The 19,499-nt window shown below is 63.3% G+C and carries 16 protein-coding genes; 6 read left to right on the top strand and 10 right to left on the bottom strand.

The features are described 5' to 3' along the window. Positions 1 to 11 precede the first annotated feature (11 nt). The 4 genes from rsmB to RCH91_RS14440 are packed head-to-tail and all read left to right on the top strand — an operon-like array spanning position 12 to position 3,681. Complete coding sequence (rsmB, locus tag RCH91_RS14455) at positions 12 to 1,358, top strand: 16S rRNA (cytosine(967)-C(5))-methyltransferase RsmB (protein ID WP_306535676.1); 1,347 nt, start codon at positions 12 to 14, stop codon at positions 1,356 to 1,358. 15 nt (positions 1,359 to 1,373) lie between these two features. Next, the gene (gene rpe, locus RCH91_RS14450; protein WP_306535675.1) at positions 1,374 to 2,039 is read left to right on the top strand and encodes a ribulose-phosphate 3-epimerase; all 666 of its coding nucleotides are present in this window, start codon (positions 1,374 to 1,376) and stop codon (positions 2,037 to 2,039) included. A 37-nt stretch (positions 2,040 to 2,076) separates the two neighbouring features. After that, positions 2,077 to 2,667, top strand: a complete 591-nt coding sequence (locus RCH91_RS14445; protein WP_306535674.1) for a CoA pyrophosphatase — start codon at positions 2,077 to 2,079, stop codon at positions 2,665 to 2,667. A 42-nt stretch (positions 2,668 to 2,709) separates the two neighbouring features. Continuing rightward, a complete protein-coding gene (locus RCH91_RS14440) occupies positions 2,710 to 3,681 on the top strand; it encodes a diguanylate cyclase (RefSeq protein WP_306535673.1) in 972 nt (323 codons plus the stop codon). 6 nt (positions 3,682 to 3,687) lie between these two features. Here the strand turns inward: RCH91_RS14440 and RCH91_RS14435 are convergent, their stop codons facing one another. From RCH91_RS14435 to RCH91_RS14405, 7 genes are all read right to left on the bottom strand, one after another. Further along, a complete protein-coding gene (locus RCH91_RS14435) occupies positions 3,688 to 4,356 on the bottom strand; it encodes an endonuclease III domain-containing protein (RefSeq protein ID WP_306535672.1) in 669 nt (222 codons plus the stop codon). Then, positions 4,356 to 7,550 (bottom strand): bifunctional [glutamate--ammonia ligase]-adenylyl-L-tyrosine phosphorylase/[glutamate--ammonia-ligase] adenylyltransferase, encoded by a 3,195-nt coding sequence (gene glnE / locus RCH91_RS14430; RefSeq protein WP_306535671.1) that lies wholly within the window; start codon positions 7,548 to 7,550, stop codon positions 4,356 to 4,358. The genes RCH91_RS14435 and glnE overlap by 1 nt, the downstream gene beginning before the upstream one ends. Further along, positions 7,547 to 8,587 carry an S-methyl-5-thioribose-1-phosphate isomerase gene (gene mtnA / locus RCH91_RS14425; protein WP_306535670.1) on the bottom strand — a complete coding sequence of 347 codons (1,041 nt, stop codon included), beginning with the start codon at positions 8,585 to 8,587 and terminating at the stop codon, positions 7,547 to 7,549. The genes glnE and mtnA overlap by 4 nt, the downstream gene beginning before the upstream one ends. Before the next feature lie 2 nt (positions 8,588 to 8,589). Beyond that, on the bottom strand, positions 8,590 to 10,032 hold the full coding sequence (gatB, locus tag RCH91_RS14420) for an Asp-tRNA(Asn)/Glu-tRNA(Gln) amidotransferase subunit GatB (RefSeq protein WP_306535669.1): 1,443 nt from the start codon (positions 10,030 to 10,032) through the stop codon (positions 8,590 to 8,592). 16 nt (positions 10,033 to 10,048) lie between these two features. Next, positions 10,049 to 11,506, bottom strand: a complete 1,458-nt coding sequence (gatA, locus tag RCH91_RS14415; protein ID WP_306535668.1) for an Asp-tRNA(Asn)/Glu-tRNA(Gln) amidotransferase subunit GatA — start codon at positions 11,504 to 11,506, stop codon at positions 10,049 to 10,051. A gap of 74 nt (positions 11,507 to 11,580) precedes the next feature. Beyond that, entirely contained in the window at positions 11,581 to 11,868 is a 288-nt protein-coding gene (gene gatC / locus RCH91_RS14410) for an Asp-tRNA(Asn)/Glu-tRNA(Gln) amidotransferase subunit GatC (RefSeq protein WP_306535667.1), read from the bottom strand. Positions 11,869 to 11,987: 119 nt separating this feature from the next. After that, positions 11,988 to 13,499 carry a phosphatidylserine/phosphatidylglycerophosphate/cardiolipin synthase family protein gene (locus tag RCH91_RS14405; RefSeq protein WP_306535666.1) on the bottom strand — a complete coding sequence of 504 codons (1,512 nt, stop codon included), beginning with the start codon at positions 13,497 to 13,499 and terminating at the stop codon, positions 11,988 to 11,990. A 172-nt stretch (positions 13,500 to 13,671) separates the two neighbouring features. On the opposite strand from RCH91_RS14405, the gene RCH91_RS14400 reads away from it, so the two are divergent. Together RCH91_RS14400 and RCH91_RS14395 are read left to right on the top strand one after the other, a co-directional pair. After that, positions 13,672 to 13,938: a type II toxin-antitoxin system ParD family antitoxin gene (locus RCH91_RS14400; protein ID WP_306535665.1), complete on the top strand. Its 267-nt coding sequence runs from the start codon at positions 13,672 to 13,674 to the stop codon at positions 13,936 to 13,938. Continuing rightward, on the top strand, positions 13,938 to 14,228 hold the full coding sequence (locus tag RCH91_RS14395) for a type II toxin-antitoxin system RelE/ParE family toxin (protein ID WP_306535664.1): 291 nt from the start codon (positions 13,938 to 13,940) through the stop codon (positions 14,226 to 14,228). Before RCH91_RS14400 ends, RCH91_RS14395 begins: the two co-directional genes overlap by 1 nt. A 67-nt stretch (positions 14,229 to 14,295) precedes the next feature. On the opposite strand, the gene RCH91_RS14390 is transcribed toward RCH91_RS14395, so the two are convergent. The 3 genes from RCH91_RS14390 to RCH91_RS14380 all read right to left on the bottom strand — a co-directional run bounded on the left by RCH91_RS14390 (position 14,296) and on the right by RCH91_RS14380 (position 19,283). Continuing rightward, positions 14,296 to 15,072, bottom strand: coding sequence for a class I SAM-dependent methyltransferase (locus RCH91_RS14390; RefSeq protein ID WP_306535663.1), 777 nt, complete (start codon positions 15,070 to 15,072; stop codon positions 14,296 to 14,298). 103 nt (positions 15,073 to 15,175) lie between these two features. Continuing rightward, positions 15,176 to 17,668 carry an SPFH domain-containing protein gene (locus tag RCH91_RS14385; RefSeq protein WP_306535662.1) on the bottom strand — a complete coding sequence of 831 codons (2,493 nt, stop codon included), beginning with the start codon at positions 17,666 to 17,668 and terminating at the stop codon, positions 15,176 to 15,178. Between the two features lie 109 nt (positions 17,669 to 17,777). Beyond that, on the bottom strand, positions 17,778 to 19,283 hold the full coding sequence (locus RCH91_RS14380) for a YiiX/YebB-like N1pC/P60 family cysteine hydrolase (protein WP_306535661.1): 1,506 nt from the start codon (positions 19,281 to 19,283) through the stop codon (positions 17,778 to 17,780). Positions 19,284 to 19,499: the final 216 nt, after the last annotated feature.

Here is a 19,499-nt window from a genome sequence, read left to right as displayed (position 1 = left end):
AAGGATTATCCGTGACCAGAGCCAACCCGCGCCGAACGGCGCTCGATATCCTCCTGCGGGTCGAACGCGACCATGCCTTTGCCGAGCAGCTCCTGGACCGGGAGCTCTCCCAGGGTACCCTTGCGGGGCCCGACCGGGGGCTCCTCACCGAACTGGTCTACGGGGTGCTTCGCCGCCAGGGTTCCCTCGACTTTCTGGTGGATGCCTTTGCCGCCAGCCGGAGCGGAAAGCTCGAGCGGGCGGTTCTCGTCATCCTTCGCCTCGGGCTCTACCAGCTCTTCTTCCTCGATCGGATTCCGGCCTCGGCCGCGGTGAACGAATCGGTGAACCTCGCCAAGGCCCTGGCGCCCCGGGCCGCGGGGTTCGTGAATGCCGTGCTGCGCCGGGCCGACCGGGAGCGGGAAGCCCTCCCCTGGCCCGATCGGGAGCGAGACCCGGCCGCGTACATCGCGGCCCGCCACTCCCATCCCCGCTGGCTCGTGGAGCGGTGGATCGAACAACTCGATGTGGCTGGAGCGGAGGAGCTTGCCGCTGCCATGGCAGAGCCGGCCCCCCTGACCATCCGGGTCAACAGCCTGAAGACCACCCGCGAAGCCTTCAGGGAGGAGCTTGCCGCTTCCGGGGTCGCCGCCGAGCCGACCACCTGGGCGCCCCATGGGCTGCGCATCCTCTCCCGGGTCGTCGTCCCGGCGCTTCCCGGCTTTGCTGAGGGACGTTTCACCGTGCAGGACGAATCGTCGCAGCTGGCGGCCTTTTTCCTGGCCCCCCGGCCCGGCGAGCGGGTTCTTGACGCCTGCGCCGCCCCGGGCGGCAAGGCCACCTACCTGGCCCAGCTCATGGAAAACCGGGGCGAGGTCTCCGCCTGCGACATCTCGGCAAAAAAGCTTCGGCTCGTGACCGAGGCGGCGACCCGGCTCGGCATCGGCATCATCCGGACCGTTGCCGGCGACGCGGCGAAGCCCGGCGGGGTGCCAGACGGCCCCCCCTTTGACCGGATCCTCCTCGATGCTCCCTGCTCGGGGCTCGGCGTCATCCGGCGCAACCCCGAAGGGAAATGGTGGAAGACGCCGGAGGATGTGGCCCGCCTCGTCGAGACCCAGCGAACCATCCTCGGCGCCCTCGCCCCGAGGCTTCGGTCCGGCGGGGTTCTCCTCTACTCCACCTGCTCGACTATGGTGGCGGAAAACGAGAATGTCGTCGATGATTTCCTTTCCCGGCATGAAGATTTTGTGTTAGAAAACTTGAATGCCATCTCCCCCGGATTTGCAGGACTTTTCACCCCTCGGGGGCTATTTCGGAGCTGGCCCCACCGGCACGGCATGGACGGCTTTTTCGCCGCCCGGCTGAGAAAGCTCTAGTTTGTGGAGGATGCAATGAAGAAGATCGCCCCATCAATACTGTCCGCCGATTTCTCCCGTCTTGGCGACGAAGTTCGGGCCGTGGCCGCCGCCGGGGCCGACTATATTCACGTGGACGTCATGGACGGCCACTTCGTTCCCAACATCACCATCGGCCCCCTGGTGGTGGAGGCGGTCCGGAAGGTGACCGATCTCCCCCTCGACGTCCACCTCATGATCGAGAACGCCGACCGCTACATCCCCGACTTTGCCAAGGCCGGCGCCGATATCATCGTGGTCCACGCCGAGGCATCCGTTCACCTCCACCGGACCATCCAGCTCATCAAATCCCTGGGTAAAAGGGCAGGGGTTTCCCTGAACCCGGCCACCCCCCTCTCGTCCCTGGAATACGTCATCGACGAGCTGGACCTGGTCCTCCTCATGACCGTGAACCCGGGCTTCGGGGGGCAGTCGTTCATCGAGGCCTGCCTGCCGAAAATCCATGCCCTGCGGGCCATGCTTGACCGGCGGGGGTGCGAGGCGGAACTGGAGGTGGATGGCGGCGTGAAGATCGACAACATCGACCGGATTGCCCATGCGGGGGCCGACGTCTTCGTGGCCGGGAGCGCCGTATTCGGGAGCAAAGATTACGGGGAGACCATAAAAGAGCTAAAGCGTCGGGCAAAAGAGCCGATACTGTAACTACGTGCCATGCACTTTCTTCAAAAAGTGTTATAGAATGAATGAGCCGGTTGTTCGCGATCAGAGAGATCTCCCGGCGCGGATCCGGACCGTCCTGGCAAGCCGGGTGCGGGTGCCCATGGAGCCGGGACCGGTTCCGGCCGCGGTCCTCGTCCCCTTCTTTCTGGAGGGGGGAGAGTACCACGTGCTCTTCACCAAGAGGACGGAGCACCTGAACCATCACCGGGGAGAGATTTCCTTCCCCGGCGGGGTGTGCCACCCCGAGGATGGGAGCCCCCGCGAGGCGGCCCTGCGGGAGACCTGGGAAGAGGTTGGGATACGGCCGGACGATGTGGACGTGCTGGGGGAGCTGGACGATTTCTACTCGATCCACAACTACCTGGTGACGCCGGTGGTGGGGGTCTTTCCTCCCCGCTACCCTTTGCAGGTGAACCCCGACGAGATCGAGCGGATCATTGTGGTGCCGTTAGCGCACCTTCTCCGGCCCGAGATCTTTCGGGTCGAGGACTGGAGTTGGAAGGGACGTACCCACCCGGTCTATTTTTTCACGTATGAAGGGGACGAGATTTGGGGGCTGACAGCGGCCATCCTCAAACAGTTCCTGGACCTGGCTTTTCCCCGGCCCTAACGGCGGGAACCGCGCCCAGAGCGCGACGATCATAGGGCAGACATGACGACGACAGTCCTGGTCATCGACGATTCGGACACCTTGAGGGGGGAGATCTTCCGGACCCTGCAGGAGGTGTCCCTTTTCGATTCCTACCTGGAAGCCCGCGACGGGCTCGAAGGGTTCAAGACCCTCCTCAACAACCGGGTGGACCTGGTCCTCTGCGACCTGGAGATGCCGCGGATGGACGGGTTCCGCTTCCTTGCCATGATGCGGGCACGGGAGGAGTTCCAGGACCTGCCGGTTATCATCCTGACGGGGCGCGAGGACCGGGATACGAAGATCCGGGGCCTGGAGCAGGGGGCCTCGGACTATGTGACCAAACCCTTCGACGCCGGTGAGCTGGTGGCCCGGGTGCGGGTCCAGCTCAAGATGAAATCGCTCCAGGACGAGCTGAAGCGCTCCAACGAGATGCTGCGCACCCTCTCCATCACCGATCCCCTCACCCACCTCCACAACCGCCGCCACCTCATGGAGATGGTGGAGAGGGAGTTCCAGCGGGCATTACGCAAGGGAGCGCACCTCTCCCTCGTCATCCTCGATATCGACTACTTCAAGAAGATAAACGACACCTACGGACACCAGGAGGGGGACCGGGTTCTCACCATCCTGGCCGAGATCGTTACGAGGCGACTCCGAAGCTACGACCTTGCGGCACGCTATGGGGGGGAAGAGTTCGTGCTGCTGTTGCCGGAGACTCCCATCCATGAAGCCTTGTCCATAGCGGAGCGGTTGCGGTTGGAGGTTCAGGAGCATGTCTTCGACGGGAGCCTCCAGGGGTTGGTGCTTACCATAAGCCTCGGCGTGGCGACCTACCCATCGTCCCGGGTGGAGAGTATCGACTCCCTTTTCAGGCAGGCCGACGAGGCCCTTTACCGGGCCAAACAGGGGGGACGGAACCGCGTGGAGCTCATGGCGGGGGCGAATGCTGAAAGATCGACGCCTTCAGGCGCCCAGGTGATGGTTACCGACTGACCGGAATTATGCCGGCCGTTCCGCGGCGTTGGCGCGGCAGAAGAGGTGGAGCCCGCAGCCGGCGCAGCGGGGGCGCTTGCGGCAGTGGTGCTTGCCGTGCTCCACGATGAGGGCGTGGTATTCGTTGAAGAGCCGCACATCCGACGGCAGGTTGGACATGAAGAGGGAGCGTACCTCCTCGTAGCCGGTTTCCCGGTCCACCACCCCCAGGGCCGCGAAGAGGCGCCTTGTGTAGGCGTCCACCACGAAGGTCGGTTTATCCCCCGCGTAGAGGAGGATCGAATCAGCGGTCTCCGGGCCGATCCCCCGCACCCGTAGCAGTTCTTCCCGCAGTTCTCGCCACTCCCCCGCGAACATCCGCTCCAGACTCCCGCCGTGCCGCTCCCACAGATAGCCGACGAAATCCTTGAGCCTGACGCTCTTCACGTTGAAGTACCCCGCTGGCCGGATGGTCTCCGCAAGGCGGTCTGCCGGCACGTCGCGCAGGGCTTCGGGAGAGAGGATTCCCGACCCCTTAAGATTGCCGATGGCCTTTTCCACATTTCCCCAGTTGGTGTTCTGGGTCAGGATTGCGCCCACGCAGACCTCGAAGGGGGTTTCGGCGGGCCACCAGTGGCGGGGGCCGTAGGTGGCGTGGAGGAGGTCGAAGATCTCCAGCAGGTACGCGTCGAGCATCAGGGTTCTCTCCCGGGGTTTTCTCCCCCGAGGATCCGCTCGTATATCCCCCTGATCGCCTCGGTCGTCTCCTCGTACTCCCGCATGAGGAGATCTCCCGGATGTCGCAGCTTCGGATCGTAACCCAGCCGCCGGGCCAGCTTGTCAAGGTATTCCCGGGGTCCCCCCAGGTCGTTGATTGAGTAATCGTGAATGAGCCGGAGCCGGTTTTCCAGCCGGCGGAGAAACTTGTAGCCCGACTGGAGCGTTGCGGACTCCACCTCGGTCAGCACACCGCAGAGCCGCATCGCCTTCAGGGCCAGAAGCGTGTTGGTGCTCCTGATCTCGGGGAGGTTCACGCCGTGGCGGAGCTGGAGGTACTGAACCATGAACTCGATGTCGACGATCCCACCCCGGCCGGTCTTTATGTTGTAGCTCCCTTCCTTTTCCTTGGCCAGCTCCACCTCCATGCGGGTCCGCAGCCGGTGGATCTCCCGGCGTACCGTCTCGTCGGCGCCGGAGCCGTAGACCGTCCCCCGCAACACCTCCTCGATCTGGCGCCGCAGCCGTTCGTCGCCAAAGACCACCCGGGCCTTGGTGAGGGCCTGGCGTTCCCATATCTGGGCCTCCTCCTGGTGGTAGGTCCGGAACGACTCCAGGGAGGTGACCAGGGGGCCGGCGTTCCCCGAAGGACGGAGCCGCGTGTCGATCTTGTAGACGTACCCCTCGCGGGTGGCTGTGGTGAGGATGGAGATGATTTTCTGCCCCAGCTTGGCGAAGTACTCCCGGTTTGAAATCTGCTTGTCGCCGTCGTGGGTCTCCCCCTGCTGGTCGTAGATGTAGATGATGTCCAGGTCCGAATGGTAGTTGAGCTCGTTTCCCCCCATCTTTCCCATGGCTACCATGGCGAAGTGGGCCTGGCGCAGGTCGCCGTCGGTGTCCCGGTACATGGGCCGACCGAAGCGGGCCAGCTCCTTCTTGGCCATGCGGCAGGCGGCGCTGAGGCAGACCTCGGCGATCCCCGTGAGCTGATAGGTGAGCTCCGATTGTCCCAGCTTGCCGTAGATGTCGTTCAGACCGATCCGGAGGAATTCTTCGTTGCGGTAGCGGCGCAGGATGTCGAGGCGTTCCTCGTAGTCGGCTGCGGCGGCGAGCATCCCTTCCAGCTCCGCCTCCATGGTCTCCCGATCCTTCATGTAGGAGGCGGAGGAGCGGGAGACGAGGCTGTCCAGCAGTTCCGGATGACCGATGAAGATCTTCGACAGGAGTTCCGAGGTGGCGAAGAGGGTGACAAGGAGTTTCAGTATCTCGCGGTTCTCAGCCAGGAGTGCATAGAAGGAGGAGCGGGAGCCGACGGCACAGAGGAAGCGCTCCAGGTTGTTGAGGGCCATGTCCGGGTCGGGGGAGGCGAAAATCTCCTGGAGAAGGAGCGGCGAGATCTGCTCCAGCAGGCGCCGGGACCGCTCGGTGAGGTGGGCCCGGGGGGGGCCGTCCCGCAGGAGGAGCAGGTTCGCATAGGCGGCGTCAACGTTTTCGAAGCGCCGCTCGGCCAGCATGTCCTTGATGAGGTCGGGATCGGCGCTGTGGTCGAAGAAGACGTAGATCTCCGGCCGCACCTCCTCCTTGAGCTTTTCGTCCCGGGAGAGAAAAAGCCCGCCGTAGATGGCGGCCACGGAGCTCCGGTGCCCCTCCAGAACCTCCCGGAACTTCTCCAGGCCGTCTTTGCGCAGGTAGCCGCTGCGGCGGGCAAGGGCCAGCATTTCGTCGTCCTTCTTGGGGAGGGAGTGGGTCTGGCGCTCCTGGACCACCTGGATCCGGTGCTCCACGGTGCGGAGAAACCGGTAGGCGTCGGCCAGGGCCGCGGCGTCTTCCTCGGCGATGATGCGGCCGTCCCGCAGCGTCTCCAGGGCCTTGAGGGAGTTCCGCTCCCGCAGCGCCGGGTTTTTGCCGGCATAGACGAGCTGAAGGGCCTGGATGAAGAATTCGATCTCCCGGATGCCGCCCCGGCCCAGCTTGATGTTCAGATCCCCCTCCTGCTGCCGGGCCAGGGACGCATCGATCTTCTTTTTCATGGCCATCATGTCCTCGATCAGATTGTAATCGAGGTACTTGCGGTAGACGAAGGGCTCGATGGCCGCCAGGAGCTGGTTCCCCAACTCGATGGAGCCGGCCACGGGGCGGGCCTTGAGCATGGCGGCCCGTTCCCACGACTGGCCCCAGTACTCATAATAGGTGGCAGCCGAGCGGAACGAACAGGCCATGTCACCGCTCTTACCCTCGGGGCGAAGCCCCAGGTCCACCCGGAAGACGAAGCCGTCGGCCGTCACCTGGGAAACCGCCTTGCTGATCATCTCGCCCAGCTTCACAAAGAAGGCGTGGAGGGAAATCTCCCCCTTCACCCCCCCCTGGCCGTCGGGAATCCCGGCCGTTTCCCCTTGGTCCGAGGAGTAGAAGTAGATGAGGTCGATGTCCGAGGAAAAGTTCAGCTCCCGGCCCCCGAACTTCCCCATCCCCATGATGGTGAGTTCCGCCTCCCGGGGGCCGTCGGGGGTCTCCATGAGGGGGGCACCGTGCTCCGCCACGAGCTTTCGCCGCGCCACATCGTGGGCCACCTGGAGAGATGCGGCGGCCAGGGCCGAGAGCTCTCCGGTGACTTCCTCCAGGGGCGCGACCCCGGTCAGGTCCCGGGCGGCGATCCTGAGGATCTCCATGAACTTGAAGCGGCGCAGGAGCGGGAAAAGGGAGGTGTAGTCGGTCTCCTTCGTCACCTGGGAGCGGAGCTGGGACAGCATCTCGGTCTCGCTCCGGCGGGTGTCGATCCCCTTGGCCACGAAGAGCTGGTGGAAGTACGAGGGGTCCCGGGAGAGGATGTTGACGAGAAAGGGGGACGAGCCGCAGATGGTGAGGAGCCTCGCAAGCCCGTCCCGCCGGGCGCAGACGGCGAGGAGTTCGTCCTGGGTCGCCACGCCGCTCACCCGTTCCAGGCCGTTCAGGGCCATGTCCGGCAGGGGGGTGGCGAGGGAGGCGACGGCTATGTCGCGGATGAGGTCGTCGGGAAAAACCTGTTGGAGGAGGCGGAGGTTCGTGGCCGAACGGGCCGCGTAGACGAACCCCTGCTCTTCCAGGAGCGCCACGAGGGTCTGGTCGTTGTCGAAATCGGGGGAGGTGGCGAGGGCCTCCTCCAGGCGTCGGGCGAAGGAGTCGGTACGGTTCATGGTGTCACGAGGGTCCTGAGCTTCGCCAGGTAATCGCCGGTGACCACCCCTTTCTCGGTGATGATGCCGGTGATGTAGCGGGCGGGCGTCACGTCGAAGGCCGGATTGCGGACCGCAATCCCCTCGGGGGCCACGGGGAGCCCCTGGAGGTGGGTCACCTCCCGGGAGTGGCGCTCCTCGATGGGAATCTGGTCGCCGTCGGCCAGAGTCAGATCAAAGGTGGAGGTGGGCGCCGCCACGTAGAAGGGAATATTGTTCTCCTTGGCCAGAACCGCCACGCTGTAAGTGCCGATCTTGTTGGCCGTGTCGCCGTTGGCGGCGATCCGGTCGGCTCCCACCACGCAGCAGGTTATCTCCCCACGCTTCATGAAAAAGCCGGCCATGTTGTCGGCGATGAGGGTCACGGGGATGTCGTCCTTCATGAGCTCCCAGGCCGTGAGCCGCGCCCCCTGGAGCCAGGGACGGGTCTCGTCGGCGAATACCTGGATCTTCTTCCCTGCCTCGTGGGCTGCGCGGATGACGCCGAGGGCCGTGCCGTAGCCGGCCGTGGCCAGCCCGCCGGCGTTGCAGTGGGTGAGGATCGTGGCCCCCTCGGGGATCAGCGCCGCCCCGTGGCGGCCGATGGCCTTGCAGAGTTCCAGATCTTCTTCCTCGATCCGGATAGCCTCGGTCTTCAGGATCTCGCGCACCTCGTCCAGGGTCTTGTCGCGGTTCTCCCCGGCCACCCGCTTCATCCGCTCGATGGCCCAGAAGAGGTTCACCGCCGTGGGGCGGGTGCGGGCCAGGGTGTCGCAGACGTTGTCCAGCTGCCGCAGGAACGACTCATGGGTGTCGGCCATGATCTCCCGGGCGCCCAGGGCGACCCCCATGGCCGCCGCCACCCCGATGGCCGGCGCCCCCCGGATGATCATCCCCCGGATCGCCTCGGCCACGCTCTTGTAGTCGGCGTACTCGCAGTAGACCTCCTCGCCCGGAAGCCGGGTCTGGTCGATCATCACCACCTTGTCGTCGCGCCATTCTATGGTCCTGAAGGACATGGCTACTCTCCCTTGAGTTTCTTCATCAGCAACTCGTTCACCACCGCCGGGTTCGCCTTCCCCTTGGAGGCCCGCATCACCTGGCCGACGAAGAAGCCGAAGACCTTCTCCTTGCCGCCCCGGAACTCCTCCACCTGCCCCATGTTGGCGGCCATGACCTCATCGATGATTGTCTCGATTTCGCCGGTGTCGGAGACCTGGACGAGCCCCTTCTCCTCCACGATGGCCTCCGGGGTCTTGTCGCTGGACCACATCTCGTCGAAGACGGTCTTGGCGATCTTGCCGGAGATGGTCCCCTTCTCCATGAGCTGCAGAAGCGCCGTGAGGCGCTCCGGCGTGACCGGGCATTCCCCGATCCCCTTCCCTGCCTCGTTGAGTGCCCTGGTCACCTCACCCATCACCCAGTTGGCGGCTCCCTTGGCCGGGGCGCCGGCGGCGAGGCAGGCCTCGAAGTACTCGGCCATCTCCCGGGTGGCGGTCAGGACCTCGGCGTCGTAGTCGGAGAGCCCCAGTTCGGAGCGGTAGCGGCTCCGCCGTGCCTCGGAGAGTTCGGGGAGCGAGAGGCGCGCATCTTCGACCCAGTCGTTGGAGATAACGAGCGGCACCAGATCGGGGTCGGGGAAGTAGCGGTAGTCGTGGGCCTCCTCCTTGCCGCGCATGGAGCGGGTTTCGCCGCTGTCCGGGTTGAAGAGGCGGGTCTCCTGGACCACCTTCCCCCCCTCCTCGATCAGCTCGATCTGGCGCTCGATCTCGTACTCGATGGCCTGCTTCACGAACTTGAAGGAGTTGACGTTCTTGGTCTCGGTGCGGGTCCCGAAGGTCGTGGAGCCCACCGGCATCACCGACACGTTGGCGTCGCAGCGGAAGCTCCCCTCCTCCATGTTCCCGTCGCAGATCCCCAGGTAGACCACGATCTGGTGGAGCTTCTTGAGGTAGGACACCACCTCGTCGGCGCTGCGGATGTCGGGCTCCGAGACGATCTCCAAAAGCGGCGTGCAGGCCCGGTTCAGGTCCACGCCGGAGCCGCTCCCCAGGCCGGGGATGTCGCTGTGGACGAGCTTGCCGGCGTCCTCCTCCATATGGATGCGGGTGATGCCGATCCTTTTCGTTTCACCCTCCACCTCGATATCGAGATGCCCGTTCTGGCAGATGGGTAGCTCGAACTGGCTGATCTGGTACCCCTTGGGGAGGTCCGGGTAGAAGTAGTTCTTCCGGGCGAAGACCGACCGCGGGGCGATCCGGCAGTTGGTGGCAAGCCCTGCCCGGATGGCGAACTCCACCACCTTCTTGTTGAGGACGGGGAGGGCGCCGGGCATCCCGAGGCAGACCGGGCAGGTCTGGGAGTTGGGGCTGGCGCCGAACTGGGTGGAGCAGCCGCAGAAGATCTTGGTGTCGGTCTTCAGCTGGACGTGGACTTCAAGGCCAATGACGGGCTGGTAGTTCATGGAAATCTCCGAAGAGTTAGAGTTGGGCTTTGCGCTGGTGCCACGCCGTGGCCTGCTCGAAGGCGTGGGCGGCGCGCAGGATTGTTTCTTCCCCGAAGGGGCGGCCGATGAGCTGGAGACCGATGGGGAGTCCGGCGCCGCTTATCCCGGCGGGGACGGAGATGCCGCAGGTGCCGGCCAGGTTCACCGGGATGGTGAAGATGTCCGACAGGTACATCTGGAGCGGATCGCTCGTCTTCTCGCCGATTTTGAAGGCCGGGGTCGGGGCCACCGGGGTGAGGATGGCGTCGACCTTCTCGAAGGCCTTGAGGAAGTCCTGCATGATGAGGGTGCGGACCTTCTGGGCCTTGAGGTAGTAAGCGTCGTAGTAGCCGGACGAGAGGGCGTAGGTGCCGATCATGATGCGGCGCTTCACCTCGGCGCCAAACCCCTCGGCGCGGGTCTTGCGGAACATGTCGATGAGGTTCGCCGCCCCTTCGGCCCGGTGGCCGAAGCGGACCCCTTCGTAGCGGGCCAGGTTGGAGCTCGCCTCGGCGGTGGCGATGAGGTAGTAGGTGGCCACGGCGTAGTCGGTGTGGGGGAGGGAGATGTCCACGAACTCGGCGCCGAGCCCCCGGTAGGTTTCGATGGCCTCGTCCAGGGCCTGCTTCACGTCCGGGTCGAGCCCCGCGATGTAGTATTCCTTCGGGAGCCCGAGCTTCAGCCCCTTCACCTCGCCGGTGAGGGCCTTGGTGTAGTCGGGGACCGGAAGGTCGATGCTGGTGGAGTCCATCGGGTCGTGGCCCGCCACGGCGCCGAGCATCAGGGCGCAGTCGGTCACGTCCCGGGTCAGGGGGCCCACCTGGTCCAGGGACGAGGCGTAGGCGATGACCCCGTAGCGGGAGACCCGGCCGTAGGTGGGACGCAGCCCCACGCAACCGCAGTGGGAGGCGGGCTGGCGGATGGAGCCGCCGGTGTCGGTCCCCAGCGTCGCGGTGGCGGTGCGGGCCGCGATGGCCGCCGCCGAGCCGCTGGATGAGCCGCCGGGGATGCACTCCAGGTTCCAGGGGTTGCAGGTGGGGCCGAAGGCGCTCGACTCGCCGGAGGAGCCCATGGCGAACTCGTCCTGGTTCAGCTTCCCCACGATGACTGCGCCGGCCTCCTTCAGCTTCGCCACGGCGGTTCCGTCGTAGGGGGGGACGAAGTTCCCGAGGATCTTCGAGGCGCAGGTGGTGCGGACACCCCTGGTGACGAAGATGTCCTTGAGGGCGATGGGGATGCCGGTGAGGGGGCTGATGTCGCCGGCGGCGATCCGCCGGTCCGCGGCTTCAGCCGCCACCAGGGCCTCTTCGGGTGTGACCGTGATGTAGGCGTTCACCTTGGGGTCCACCGCCTCGATCCGGGCGAGCATCACCTTCGTCGCCTCCACGGAGGAGACCTCCTTCTTTTTCAGCCGGTCGTGCAGTTCGTGTATGGTCAGATCAAAGAGTTCCATGCGATCTCCGATGAAAAGTCAATGTAGGGGCGGGGTCTCCCCGCCCTGGGCGCGGAAACCGCGCCCCTACGCGATTATTCAATAACCTTCGGCACCCGGAAGAACCCGTCCACTCGGTCCGGGGCGTTGGCCAGGGCGTTCTCCACGCCGATGGAGGGGCGCACCGCGTCGGCGCGGAAGGCGTTTTCCACCGGCACCGCGTGGGAAGTGGGGATGATGCCGTTTGTGTCCAGCTCGTTCAGCTTTTCCACGTAGGCGAGGATGGCGTCCATCTGGCCGGTGAAAGTTTCCGTCTCCTCCGTGGTCAGCTCAAGGCGGGCCAGGAGGGCGACGGCATCGACTTCGGCTTTGGTTATCTTCATGGGGTGGTCTCCGTGGGGTGCAACTGGTGAAATGAACGGTATTTTGTAGCACGAACGGGGGGAAATGACAAGGCAGAGGGGGGAGGGGGAGGCCGGCCGTCACGACCGACCCCGAAAGGCTAGAGAATCGGCTCCAGCGGCAGCGACTTCCAGAGGCGGAGCTGGTTCCGCTTGGCCGCCGAGGCGTACCGGTCCGGGTTGCCCGTGGCCGGGTTCCAGCTATTCTCGGGGAACATATCCCGCTCGATCCGCTCCTCCACCCGGCGGGCAAGGGAGGGGCTGCGGACCAACACCCCCACCTCGGTGTTCAGGTTGGCGGAGCGGGGATCCAGGTTGAAGGTGCCCACATAAAGGGTCTCGCCGTCGATCACCAGGGTCTTGGCGTGGAGGGCGAAGGTGGGTGGCTTCTCCTTAAGCTTCGGATAGCGCTCGATCAGCTCCTTCCGCACGGCCGGGTCGGGGCGGAACTCCCGGATGGCGATCCCCGCCTTCAGGAGCCTGCCGCGCTGTTTGCGGTAGCCGCTGAAGGCCTGGAGATTGTCGGTGGCGGCCAGGGAGTTGGTGACGATCCGCACCTCCACTCCGCGCTTGATGAGTCCCCGGAACAGCTCCAGACCCCCCTCCGGCAGGACCAGGTAGGGGGACTGGATCGTGACCCGCCGCTTGGCCTTGCGCACCGCGTCCAACAGGGCCGCCGTGCTCCGGCCGCCCCCCTTCAGACCATCCCGGCCGCTGTTTTTCCCCGGGACGTCGGAGATAAAGCGGGCCTCCTCCCAGACCATCTCCCGCAGCAGCTCGTCGAACCTTCGGGGGAGGTCCTGGAGCGCCTGGCGGACCTCCGGGGCGAAGTTCTCCGGCTTCCCGGCATAGGCGTGGAGGCCCGCATAGACCTGGCCGGTCCGCTCCGGGGTCATCGCCTTCAGGGGTTTCTTCAGCAGCTTCTCCACCGGCACCGCCAGGGGGCTCTCCCAGAACCGGGCGAAACTGGCCTCTGCCTCGGCCACCGCCGGCCCCATCATCAGGATGTCCCGGTCCCGGAAGGTGTATTCCTGGTCATAGTCGTAGTACTCGTCGGCCATATTGCGGCCGCCGGTGATCCCCACCATCCCGTCAAACAGGGCGGTCTTGTCGTGCATCCGCTGGTTAACGGCCCGGAAGCCAGTCACCACGTTGGCGAGCCGCTTCACCTTCGAGGTCCCCACGGTCATCTTCGGGTTGTAGATCCGGATGCCGACGTTGGGGTGACGGGCCAAGGCCAGGAGCGATTCCGGCGGCGCGTCGATGAGGAGGTCATCCACCAGTACCCGGACCCGCACCCCCCGCTCCGCAGCCCTAAGCAGCGCCTCCGAAGCCAGGATGCCGACGTTGTCGCTGCTCCAGATGAAATACTGAACATCGATGGTTTTCGTAGCGTGGTCGGCGAGCCATGCCCGGGCCAGGAGTGACTCCTCCCCCTTTTCCAGGACATACAGCCCCGTCTTGCCCGGGTGGGCGGCCAGGAGGGGCTGGATGCTCCGGGACAGGGGGAGCGTGGCCGGGGAGGTTTCGGCGGCCGACAGGGGGCGCAGGCCGGGAACGGCGGTGAGGATGAGCAGGGTGGATAGGATGATAAGCCGCAGATGTCGAATCATTACAATGTACCTCGGAAATGCAATCGCACGTCCTGTCGTTAACGGTGTGGCGGCTGAGCCGCCGGGTTTATAGGGCGGGTCGTAACCTGTTATGCCCTTCCTTTCTTGCCAATTCTTGATAACAAAGTTTGTTATTCTATGCTATGCTTGAGGTCGAACGAGGAGGCCCAAAATGAACGTTTCTCTTACCCCCCAACTTGAAAAACTAGTGAAAAACAAGGTTGATAGCGGACTTTACGGTTCCGCTAGTGAAGTTATGCGCGAAGCCTTGCGTCTTCTTGAAGAGCGCGATCGGAGACACGCTCTGCGTGTCGAAGAATTAAGGGCCGAGATCAAGAAGGGCCTGGACAGTGGCGAACCTACCCCTTTAGACGTTGGGGCTATTAAGGCTCGGGGCCGTAAACGGCTTGATGCGCAAGCAAACAAGGCGAACGGCTGATGGTGAAAATCCTCCTGCGCCCCGAGGCTGAAAGAGACCTCGACGAAATCTGGTGGTATATAGCCCAGGATAGCCCAGCCAGTGCAGATAAACTCCTCGACGAAATTGAGGAAACAAGCCGTAAACTTGGTCGGTTCAAGAATATGGGTAGAGACCGGGATGACCTCTACCCGGGTTTGCAAAGTTTTCCGGTCGGCAAGTATCTGATTTTTTATATGCCGATCAGCGGCGGCATTGAGATTATCAGAGTTTTGCACGGCATGATGGATATCGACGCTTTCTTCTTTTGACCCTCGCCTAACAGGGCGGGGGCTGACCGGTCGGTTTCAAGAGCCGGTCGTGCCGATGGTCGGGCATTCACTTCTCTGCAATCACATCAATACGACGGAATATCTCGAAACACCTGCCATCTTCTTGCATTGTTTCTTCTATCATTCTGCTTATGACAATATCCCGGAACTCCTCTTTATCGGCATCTGCAATCATGGCTAAAAATGGCACAAGGCTTGGCTGATCGACCCAGTTAACCATTGCTTGCGTGTCCGGAAAGTATCGGTCTGCGTTCTCACCCCGTACTCGGATGTTCTTGAGTCCGATACGCCCAACAGTTGACGTATATTCCATTACTGAGGGCATGTACCAAGGCCATTCGAAATTTTGGAAGTATTCTTGAAATGTACTCTTTTTCATGCTCTCACGGACAACTCTAAAAAAATGGGAACAATTGCCATCACCGGCAAAGTTAAACCGAATTTTTCCGCCTTCGCGTAACGCGCGCTTGACATTTCGTAATAATTTCTCGTGGTCTTTGATCCAGTGCAGCGCAGCATTTGAAAAGATCAGATCAAATTCCTCTACAAAATCCATGTCTTCAATGTCTTTTAAAAGAAAATTCAAGTTTCTACGCTTTTTCTCGCAAGCAACATCAATCATACCTTGAGAAGCGTCAATTCCGACTACTTCTCCGCAAGGTAAGAGATCTGCAATCTGAGACGTAAGTACTCCATCACCACATCCAAGATCCAATACCCGCTCATTCCCAGTTAAACATAATTCCGCGATAATGGTGGAACCCCATTCCTTTTGATGAGCAGATGCCTTTTCATACTTTTTACCATCAAAATCATGTGGCATATTCATCTCCTGTACAACTCGTCATCGACCGATTCACGCGCACACCCGCGTGAACCGGTGATCCACCCTATTGGAACATTTCTCCCGAGAGGGCCTTTCCCGCCTACGCCCCTTTAACCCCGCCCCCCTTCGCCACCAGCGCATTCAGATCCACCCCCGGCAGCAGCCGGGTCAACTGCCCCATCAGCCCGTCGCCAGCCGTGCCGCCGCCGGAGACGAGCACATCGGGGACGATCTTGATCTGGCCGTTTTCGATGGCGGCGGAGATCAGCTCGACAATCTTGATCTGCTTGATGGCGTCCTCGCCGATGGCCTCTTTCTGCTTCGAGTAGGCCTGGGCGGTGGCGTCGCCGATGGCGGCGATCTTGGAGGCCTCGCCGTCGCCGATGGCCTTGAGCCGCTTCCCTTCGCCGGTTCCCTCCAGGGCCTTGGATTCCGCGGTCCCCTCGGCTAGGGTGATCATCTCGGCCTTCTTCTGGGTGGCCACTTTCACGGCGATCTCCGATGCCACCAGGGTCGGCTGCTGGTCGGCGGTGGCCCGCATCTTCTCCATCTCGGTCCGCTCGGCCTGGGAGCGCTGCTCCATCTTGTACATCTCCTGCTGCTGCTCGGCGATGATCCGTTTGGTCTGGGTCTCCATCAAGTCTTCGGGGAGCTTGATCTGGCAGATGAGGACGGAGACGCACTCCACGTGGTAGCGCTCCAGGTCGATACGGGCGCGGCTTTCCGCCTTGGCCTGCTCTTCGGAGCGGCTCTGGAGGAAATTCATGGCCGAGGCGGTGGAGGCTTGGTTGCGGAAGGAGGAGTCGATCATCGGGTGGATGACGTGCTGGATCAGGTTGTCGATGGAGCCCACCTTGGCCACCATGTAGGGGGCCTGGTCGGGCCGCACGCGGATGACCACCTTGACCGCCACCTGGATCGGGAAGCCGTCCTTGGAGATGACGGTGAGCTGGTCGAAACGGGTATCCACTTGGTCGTCCCAGTCGATGGTGATGTTGGTGGTGTCGATGATGTAGCACATGAAGGCCCGGCGGTTCAGGTAGTAGCGGCCCGGTCCGGCCACCTCCTCCTGGATGCCGCGGAACCCCTTGGGGACCACGTACTTCTCTTTCCCTTCCTCGATTGATGCGCCGGTCTGAGATGAGCCGAGCCGCTTCTTCATTTCCTCCGTCGGGTCGTCGCCCACGTTGGAGACGATGACCCCCACCTGGCCCCGCTCCACCACGGCCACGTCGTCGATGGCCACGCTGAACATGAGCGGGTTGATGTAGTAGGTACCGGGGCGAAGGACATCGAGCTGGGGCCCCCGCTGCCCGCTTTTGGTCAGGAAGGCGGAACCGTCCTGGTAGTCGTTATGACCGGTGATGGGAGAAGCGACGTATTCCCGCTCCGGCAGCGGGATGCCGTCCAGGGCGGTGACCAGGCCGATCTTGTTGGCTTCGACCACCGCCGCCGGGGCGATCTGGATCTGGAACAGGTTCAGGTTGATCCGGTAGGTGCCGGGGAGGAGCACGTCGATCTGGGGTCCCTTCTGGCCGCCGTTTTTCAGGAACGCCTCGCCGTTCTCGAAATTGGAGTGCTCCGGCACGCTCTGGGCCAGGAGCCGCCCCATGGGGATCGGCTCGCCGTCCTGGGCGGTGACCATCCCCACCTCACCCTTGGCGATGACCACGGCCGAGGCCTTGGTGATGCGGAAGAGATTGGGATGTATCCGGTAGACCCCCGGCGGCAGGATCTCGATCTGGGGCCCCTTCTGGCCGCCGCTTTTGATGAAGGTCTCACCGTCCTGGAAGGAGTTGTGCCCCGGCACCACGTTGGCGAAGATGCGCCCGGCGGGGATGGCCGAACCGTCGGCCGACTCCACCATGCCGATCTCCCCTTCGTTGATCTTGGTTGCCAGACTCTTGGTTACCTTGAACAGGCCGGGGTGGATTCGATAGTTACCCGGCGGAATGATCTCGATCTGCGGCCCCTTCTGGCCGCCGTTCTTGATGAACGCCTCGCCGTTCTGGAAGGAGGCGTGCCCCTCCACGGCCCGGGCGAAGATTTTCCCCTCGGGGATGGCGGCGCCGTCCACCGATTCGACGATGCCGATTTCCGTGTCCTTGATCTCGGTGACGCTTCCCTTGGTCAGTTTGAACAGGTAGGGGTTGATCCGGTACTTTCCCGGAGGGAGCACCTCGATCTGGGGCCCCTTCTGACCGCCGTTCCTGATGAACGCCTCGCCGTCCTGGAAGGAATTGTGGCCGGCCACCACCTCGGCGAAGATCCGCCCGGCCGGAATGGCGTTGCCGTCCACCGATTCGATCAGGCCGATCTCGTTATCCAGAATTTCCGTGAAGACGCTTTTGGTCGCCTTGTAGATGAAGGGAATGAGGAAATGGAGCCCCGGGCCGAGGGTGCGGGCCTGGATGCCCACCTCGTTCCCCAGCGCCACCACCCGCCCCTGGGGCATCTTGCTGCCGAACCAGCGCCGCTCGATCAGGGCGATCTCGTTGCCGCCGACAATGACGACGGAGGCGTAGAGGAGGACGGCGATGGGTACCAGGGCGGCAAAATACCCCCAGTTGTTCATGACGACATTCAATAACATTTCGGTTCCTTTCGTGCTGTGGTGTGTGAGTGGATTGGAACTGCGGCGAGGTAGTCATTGAGGATCAGGTGTATCCCTTTCCTCGTATCGGATCGCAGCCGCGATGGTGTCATTTCCCCTGCTTTCGCTCCCCCATCAGCTTCGCCATGAGCGCCACGGGCTCGTCGCTGACCTGGCGGCCGTCGTGGTAGAAGCTGACCAGCTGCAGGTCTCCCCCACGGAATGCCCGGACAGCCACGTCGTCGGGGCTGAAGGTGGCCCGGCCGAGGGATTTCCTGGTGGGCCAGTCGATGCCGCTGTAGGAGAGGTAGACCAGCTTGGAGCAGTAGACCCGCTCCTTGGATTCCACGTCGAAGTTGAAATCATAGGGCTTGCCCACCTGGCGCAGGGCCTGGATGATGATCCGCCCCCGCTCTTCCCGGCCGGCGGCGGCCTTGCGCAGGATGCCGAGGCTGTCCACGTTGAGAAAGTGCTCCAGGGTGTTCATCTCCACGCCGGAGCGGAGCGCCTCCACCACCAGCCGCCCCTCGCGGATCTCGTCGTGGTGGCGGGCCACCACTGGATTGTCCCAGATCCCCAGCTCCTTCAGCTCCGCCTCGCCGCCGATCCAGACCGCCGCATGGCCCCAGTAGCCGGGGATGAGCTTGTCGGTGAGCCGGAAGGGGGTCTTCTCCAGGAGGATGTCGCCGGCCCTGAGGGTTGCCGAAACCTTTGTCGCCACGTCGCTCCGCCGGGCCAGCTTCCCCTTGCGGGTCTCCACCAGCCCCACCGTGTTGCCGAACAGCATGCTGAAAAGGTTGACCCCTTCCCGCTCCAGGCCCGTGAGGGTGTCGGTGGTGGCGGCCCCCAGGAAGCCCAGCTTGCGGCCGATCACGTAGAGGGGGGATATCTTCTTGGCCATGGTATACGACGGGCTCTGGGAGATGAGCAGGGAGAGATAGGCGGCTTCCCGGTCATTGCGAAGGAGGTCCGGGTATTTCGCCGCTTCGCTTTCGAAGAAGGATATGGCCCGCCGGACCCGCTGTCGGTTCGTGATGGAGTTGTAGTTGAGGGTGACCCTGGAGAGTGCGGCACGGGTTACGGCGTAGCCGGGGTCCTTTTCGTTGAGGATGCGGCGCAGCTTGGCGTCCCCCTCGAAGAGGGAGACCGCCAGCAGGTAGTTGTCGTAGAGGACCAAAGCCGAGGCGAGAGAGACCATCACCCCCCTGAAGCGGGCTTCTCCGGTGATGCCCGCCCTCCCCAGCTCGGCGGCCGGGGCGTCGAGCCAGCACTCATGGCTCTCGGCCACGGCCAGCATCTCTTCCCGCAGGGCCAGGTGCTCGTTGATCCCCTGGTTGAGCAGGGCGATGTCGTCGCCGGTGAGGGGTTTGCGCTGGTCCACTTTGGCGCGGACCGTGTTTCCCGCCATGATGGTCTCCGCACGGAGGGCCAGTGCCCGTTCCGCAAGGGTCCGGAAGGCGGCTGTTTCCCGGTCGAGGGAGTGCTCAACCGCTGCCCGGCCGCCAGTGTGGGCCGAGGCAAGGTGCTCGCGGCATTCCGTCTGGCGCTGGGCCAGGACCGTGACGGGTGAGAGCATGGCTGCCATGAGCAGCACTGCGGCAGTGATGCGCCCCATCGATTGTCTCCTTGAACGGTTTTCCAGTCTGTCCTTATCTCTTCGGCAGCTGTGCAGCAAAACTTTTAATAAATTTTCACTACTGTCCGGTAAAGTTCGAATGTACTTCTGTAACCAACTGATTCTTATAGCTCTTTGACATAATTGTTCTTTTTTCGATTTGAATTCGTTTCGGGTGCTACCTTTCTGACTTCACAGGAGGGTGGCGATGCAATC

Source organism: Geobacter sp. (genome assembly GCF_030834625.1).
In the GTDB taxonomy this organism is placed as follows: domain Bacteria; phylum Desulfobacterota; class Desulfuromonadia; order Geobacterales; family Geobacteraceae; genus Geobacter.
The sequence above is the reverse complement of the archived record's forward strand: the minus strand, read 5'-3'. Positions and strand labels throughout refer to the sequence as shown.

Excerpts from the sequence above, each read along its gene's own strand:
- rpe (WP_306535675.1), top strand. The coding sequence starts at position 1,374 with ATGAAGAAGATCGCCCCATCAATACTGTCCGCCGATTTCTCCCGTCTT.
- RCH91_RS14445 (WP_306535674.1), top strand. The coding sequence starts at position 2,077 with ATGAATGAGCCGGTTGTTCGCGATCAGAGAGATCTCCCGGCGCGGATC.
- RCH91_RS14440 (WP_306535673.1), top strand. The coding sequence starts at position 2,710 with ATGACGACGACAGTCCTGGTCATCGACGATTCGGACACCTTGAGGGGG.
- RCH91_RS14435 (WP_306535672.1), bottom strand. The coding sequence starts at position 4,356 with ATGCTCGACGCGTACCTGCTGGAGATCTTCGACCTCCTCCACGCCACC.
- glnE (WP_306535671.1), bottom strand. The coding sequence starts at position 7,550 with ATGAACCGTACCGACTCCTTCGCCCGACGCCTGGAGGAGGCCCTCGCC.
- mtnA (WP_306535670.1), bottom strand. The coding sequence starts at position 8,587 with ATGTCCTTCAGGACCATAGAATGGCGCGACGACAAGGTGGTGATGATC.
- gatB (WP_306535669.1), bottom strand. The coding sequence starts at position 10,032 with ATGAACTACCAGCCCGTCATTGGCCTTGAAGTCCACGTCCAGCTGAAG.
- gatA (WP_306535668.1), bottom strand. The coding sequence starts at position 11,506 with ATGGAACTCTTTGATCTGACCATACACGAACTGCACGACCGGCTGAAA.
- gatC (WP_306535667.1), bottom strand. The coding sequence starts at position 11,868 with ATGAAGATAACCAAAGCCGAAGTCGATGCCGTCGCCCTCCTGGCCCGC.
- RCH91_RS14405 (WP_306535666.1), bottom strand. The coding sequence starts at position 13,499 with ATGATTCGACATCTGCGGCTTATCATCCTATCCACCCTGCTCATCCTC.
- RCH91_RS14400 (WP_306535665.1), top strand. The coding sequence starts at position 13,672 with ATGAACGTTTCTCTTACCCCCCAACTTGAAAAACTAGTGAAAAACAAG.
- RCH91_RS14395 (WP_306535664.1), top strand. The coding sequence starts at position 13,938 with ATGGTGAAAATCCTCCTGCGCCCCGAGGCTGAAAGAGACCTCGACGAA.
- RCH91_RS14390 (WP_306535663.1), bottom strand. The coding sequence starts at position 15,072 with ATGCCACATGATTTTGATGGTAAAAAGTATGAAAAGGCATCTGCTCAT.
- RCH91_RS14385 (WP_306535662.1), bottom strand. The coding sequence starts at position 17,668 with ATGTTATTGAATGTCGTCATGAACAACTGGGGGTATTTTGCCGCCCTG.
- RCH91_RS14380 (WP_306535661.1), bottom strand. The coding sequence starts at position 19,283 with ATGGGGCGCATCACTGCCGCAGTGCTGCTCATGGCAGCCATGCTCTCA.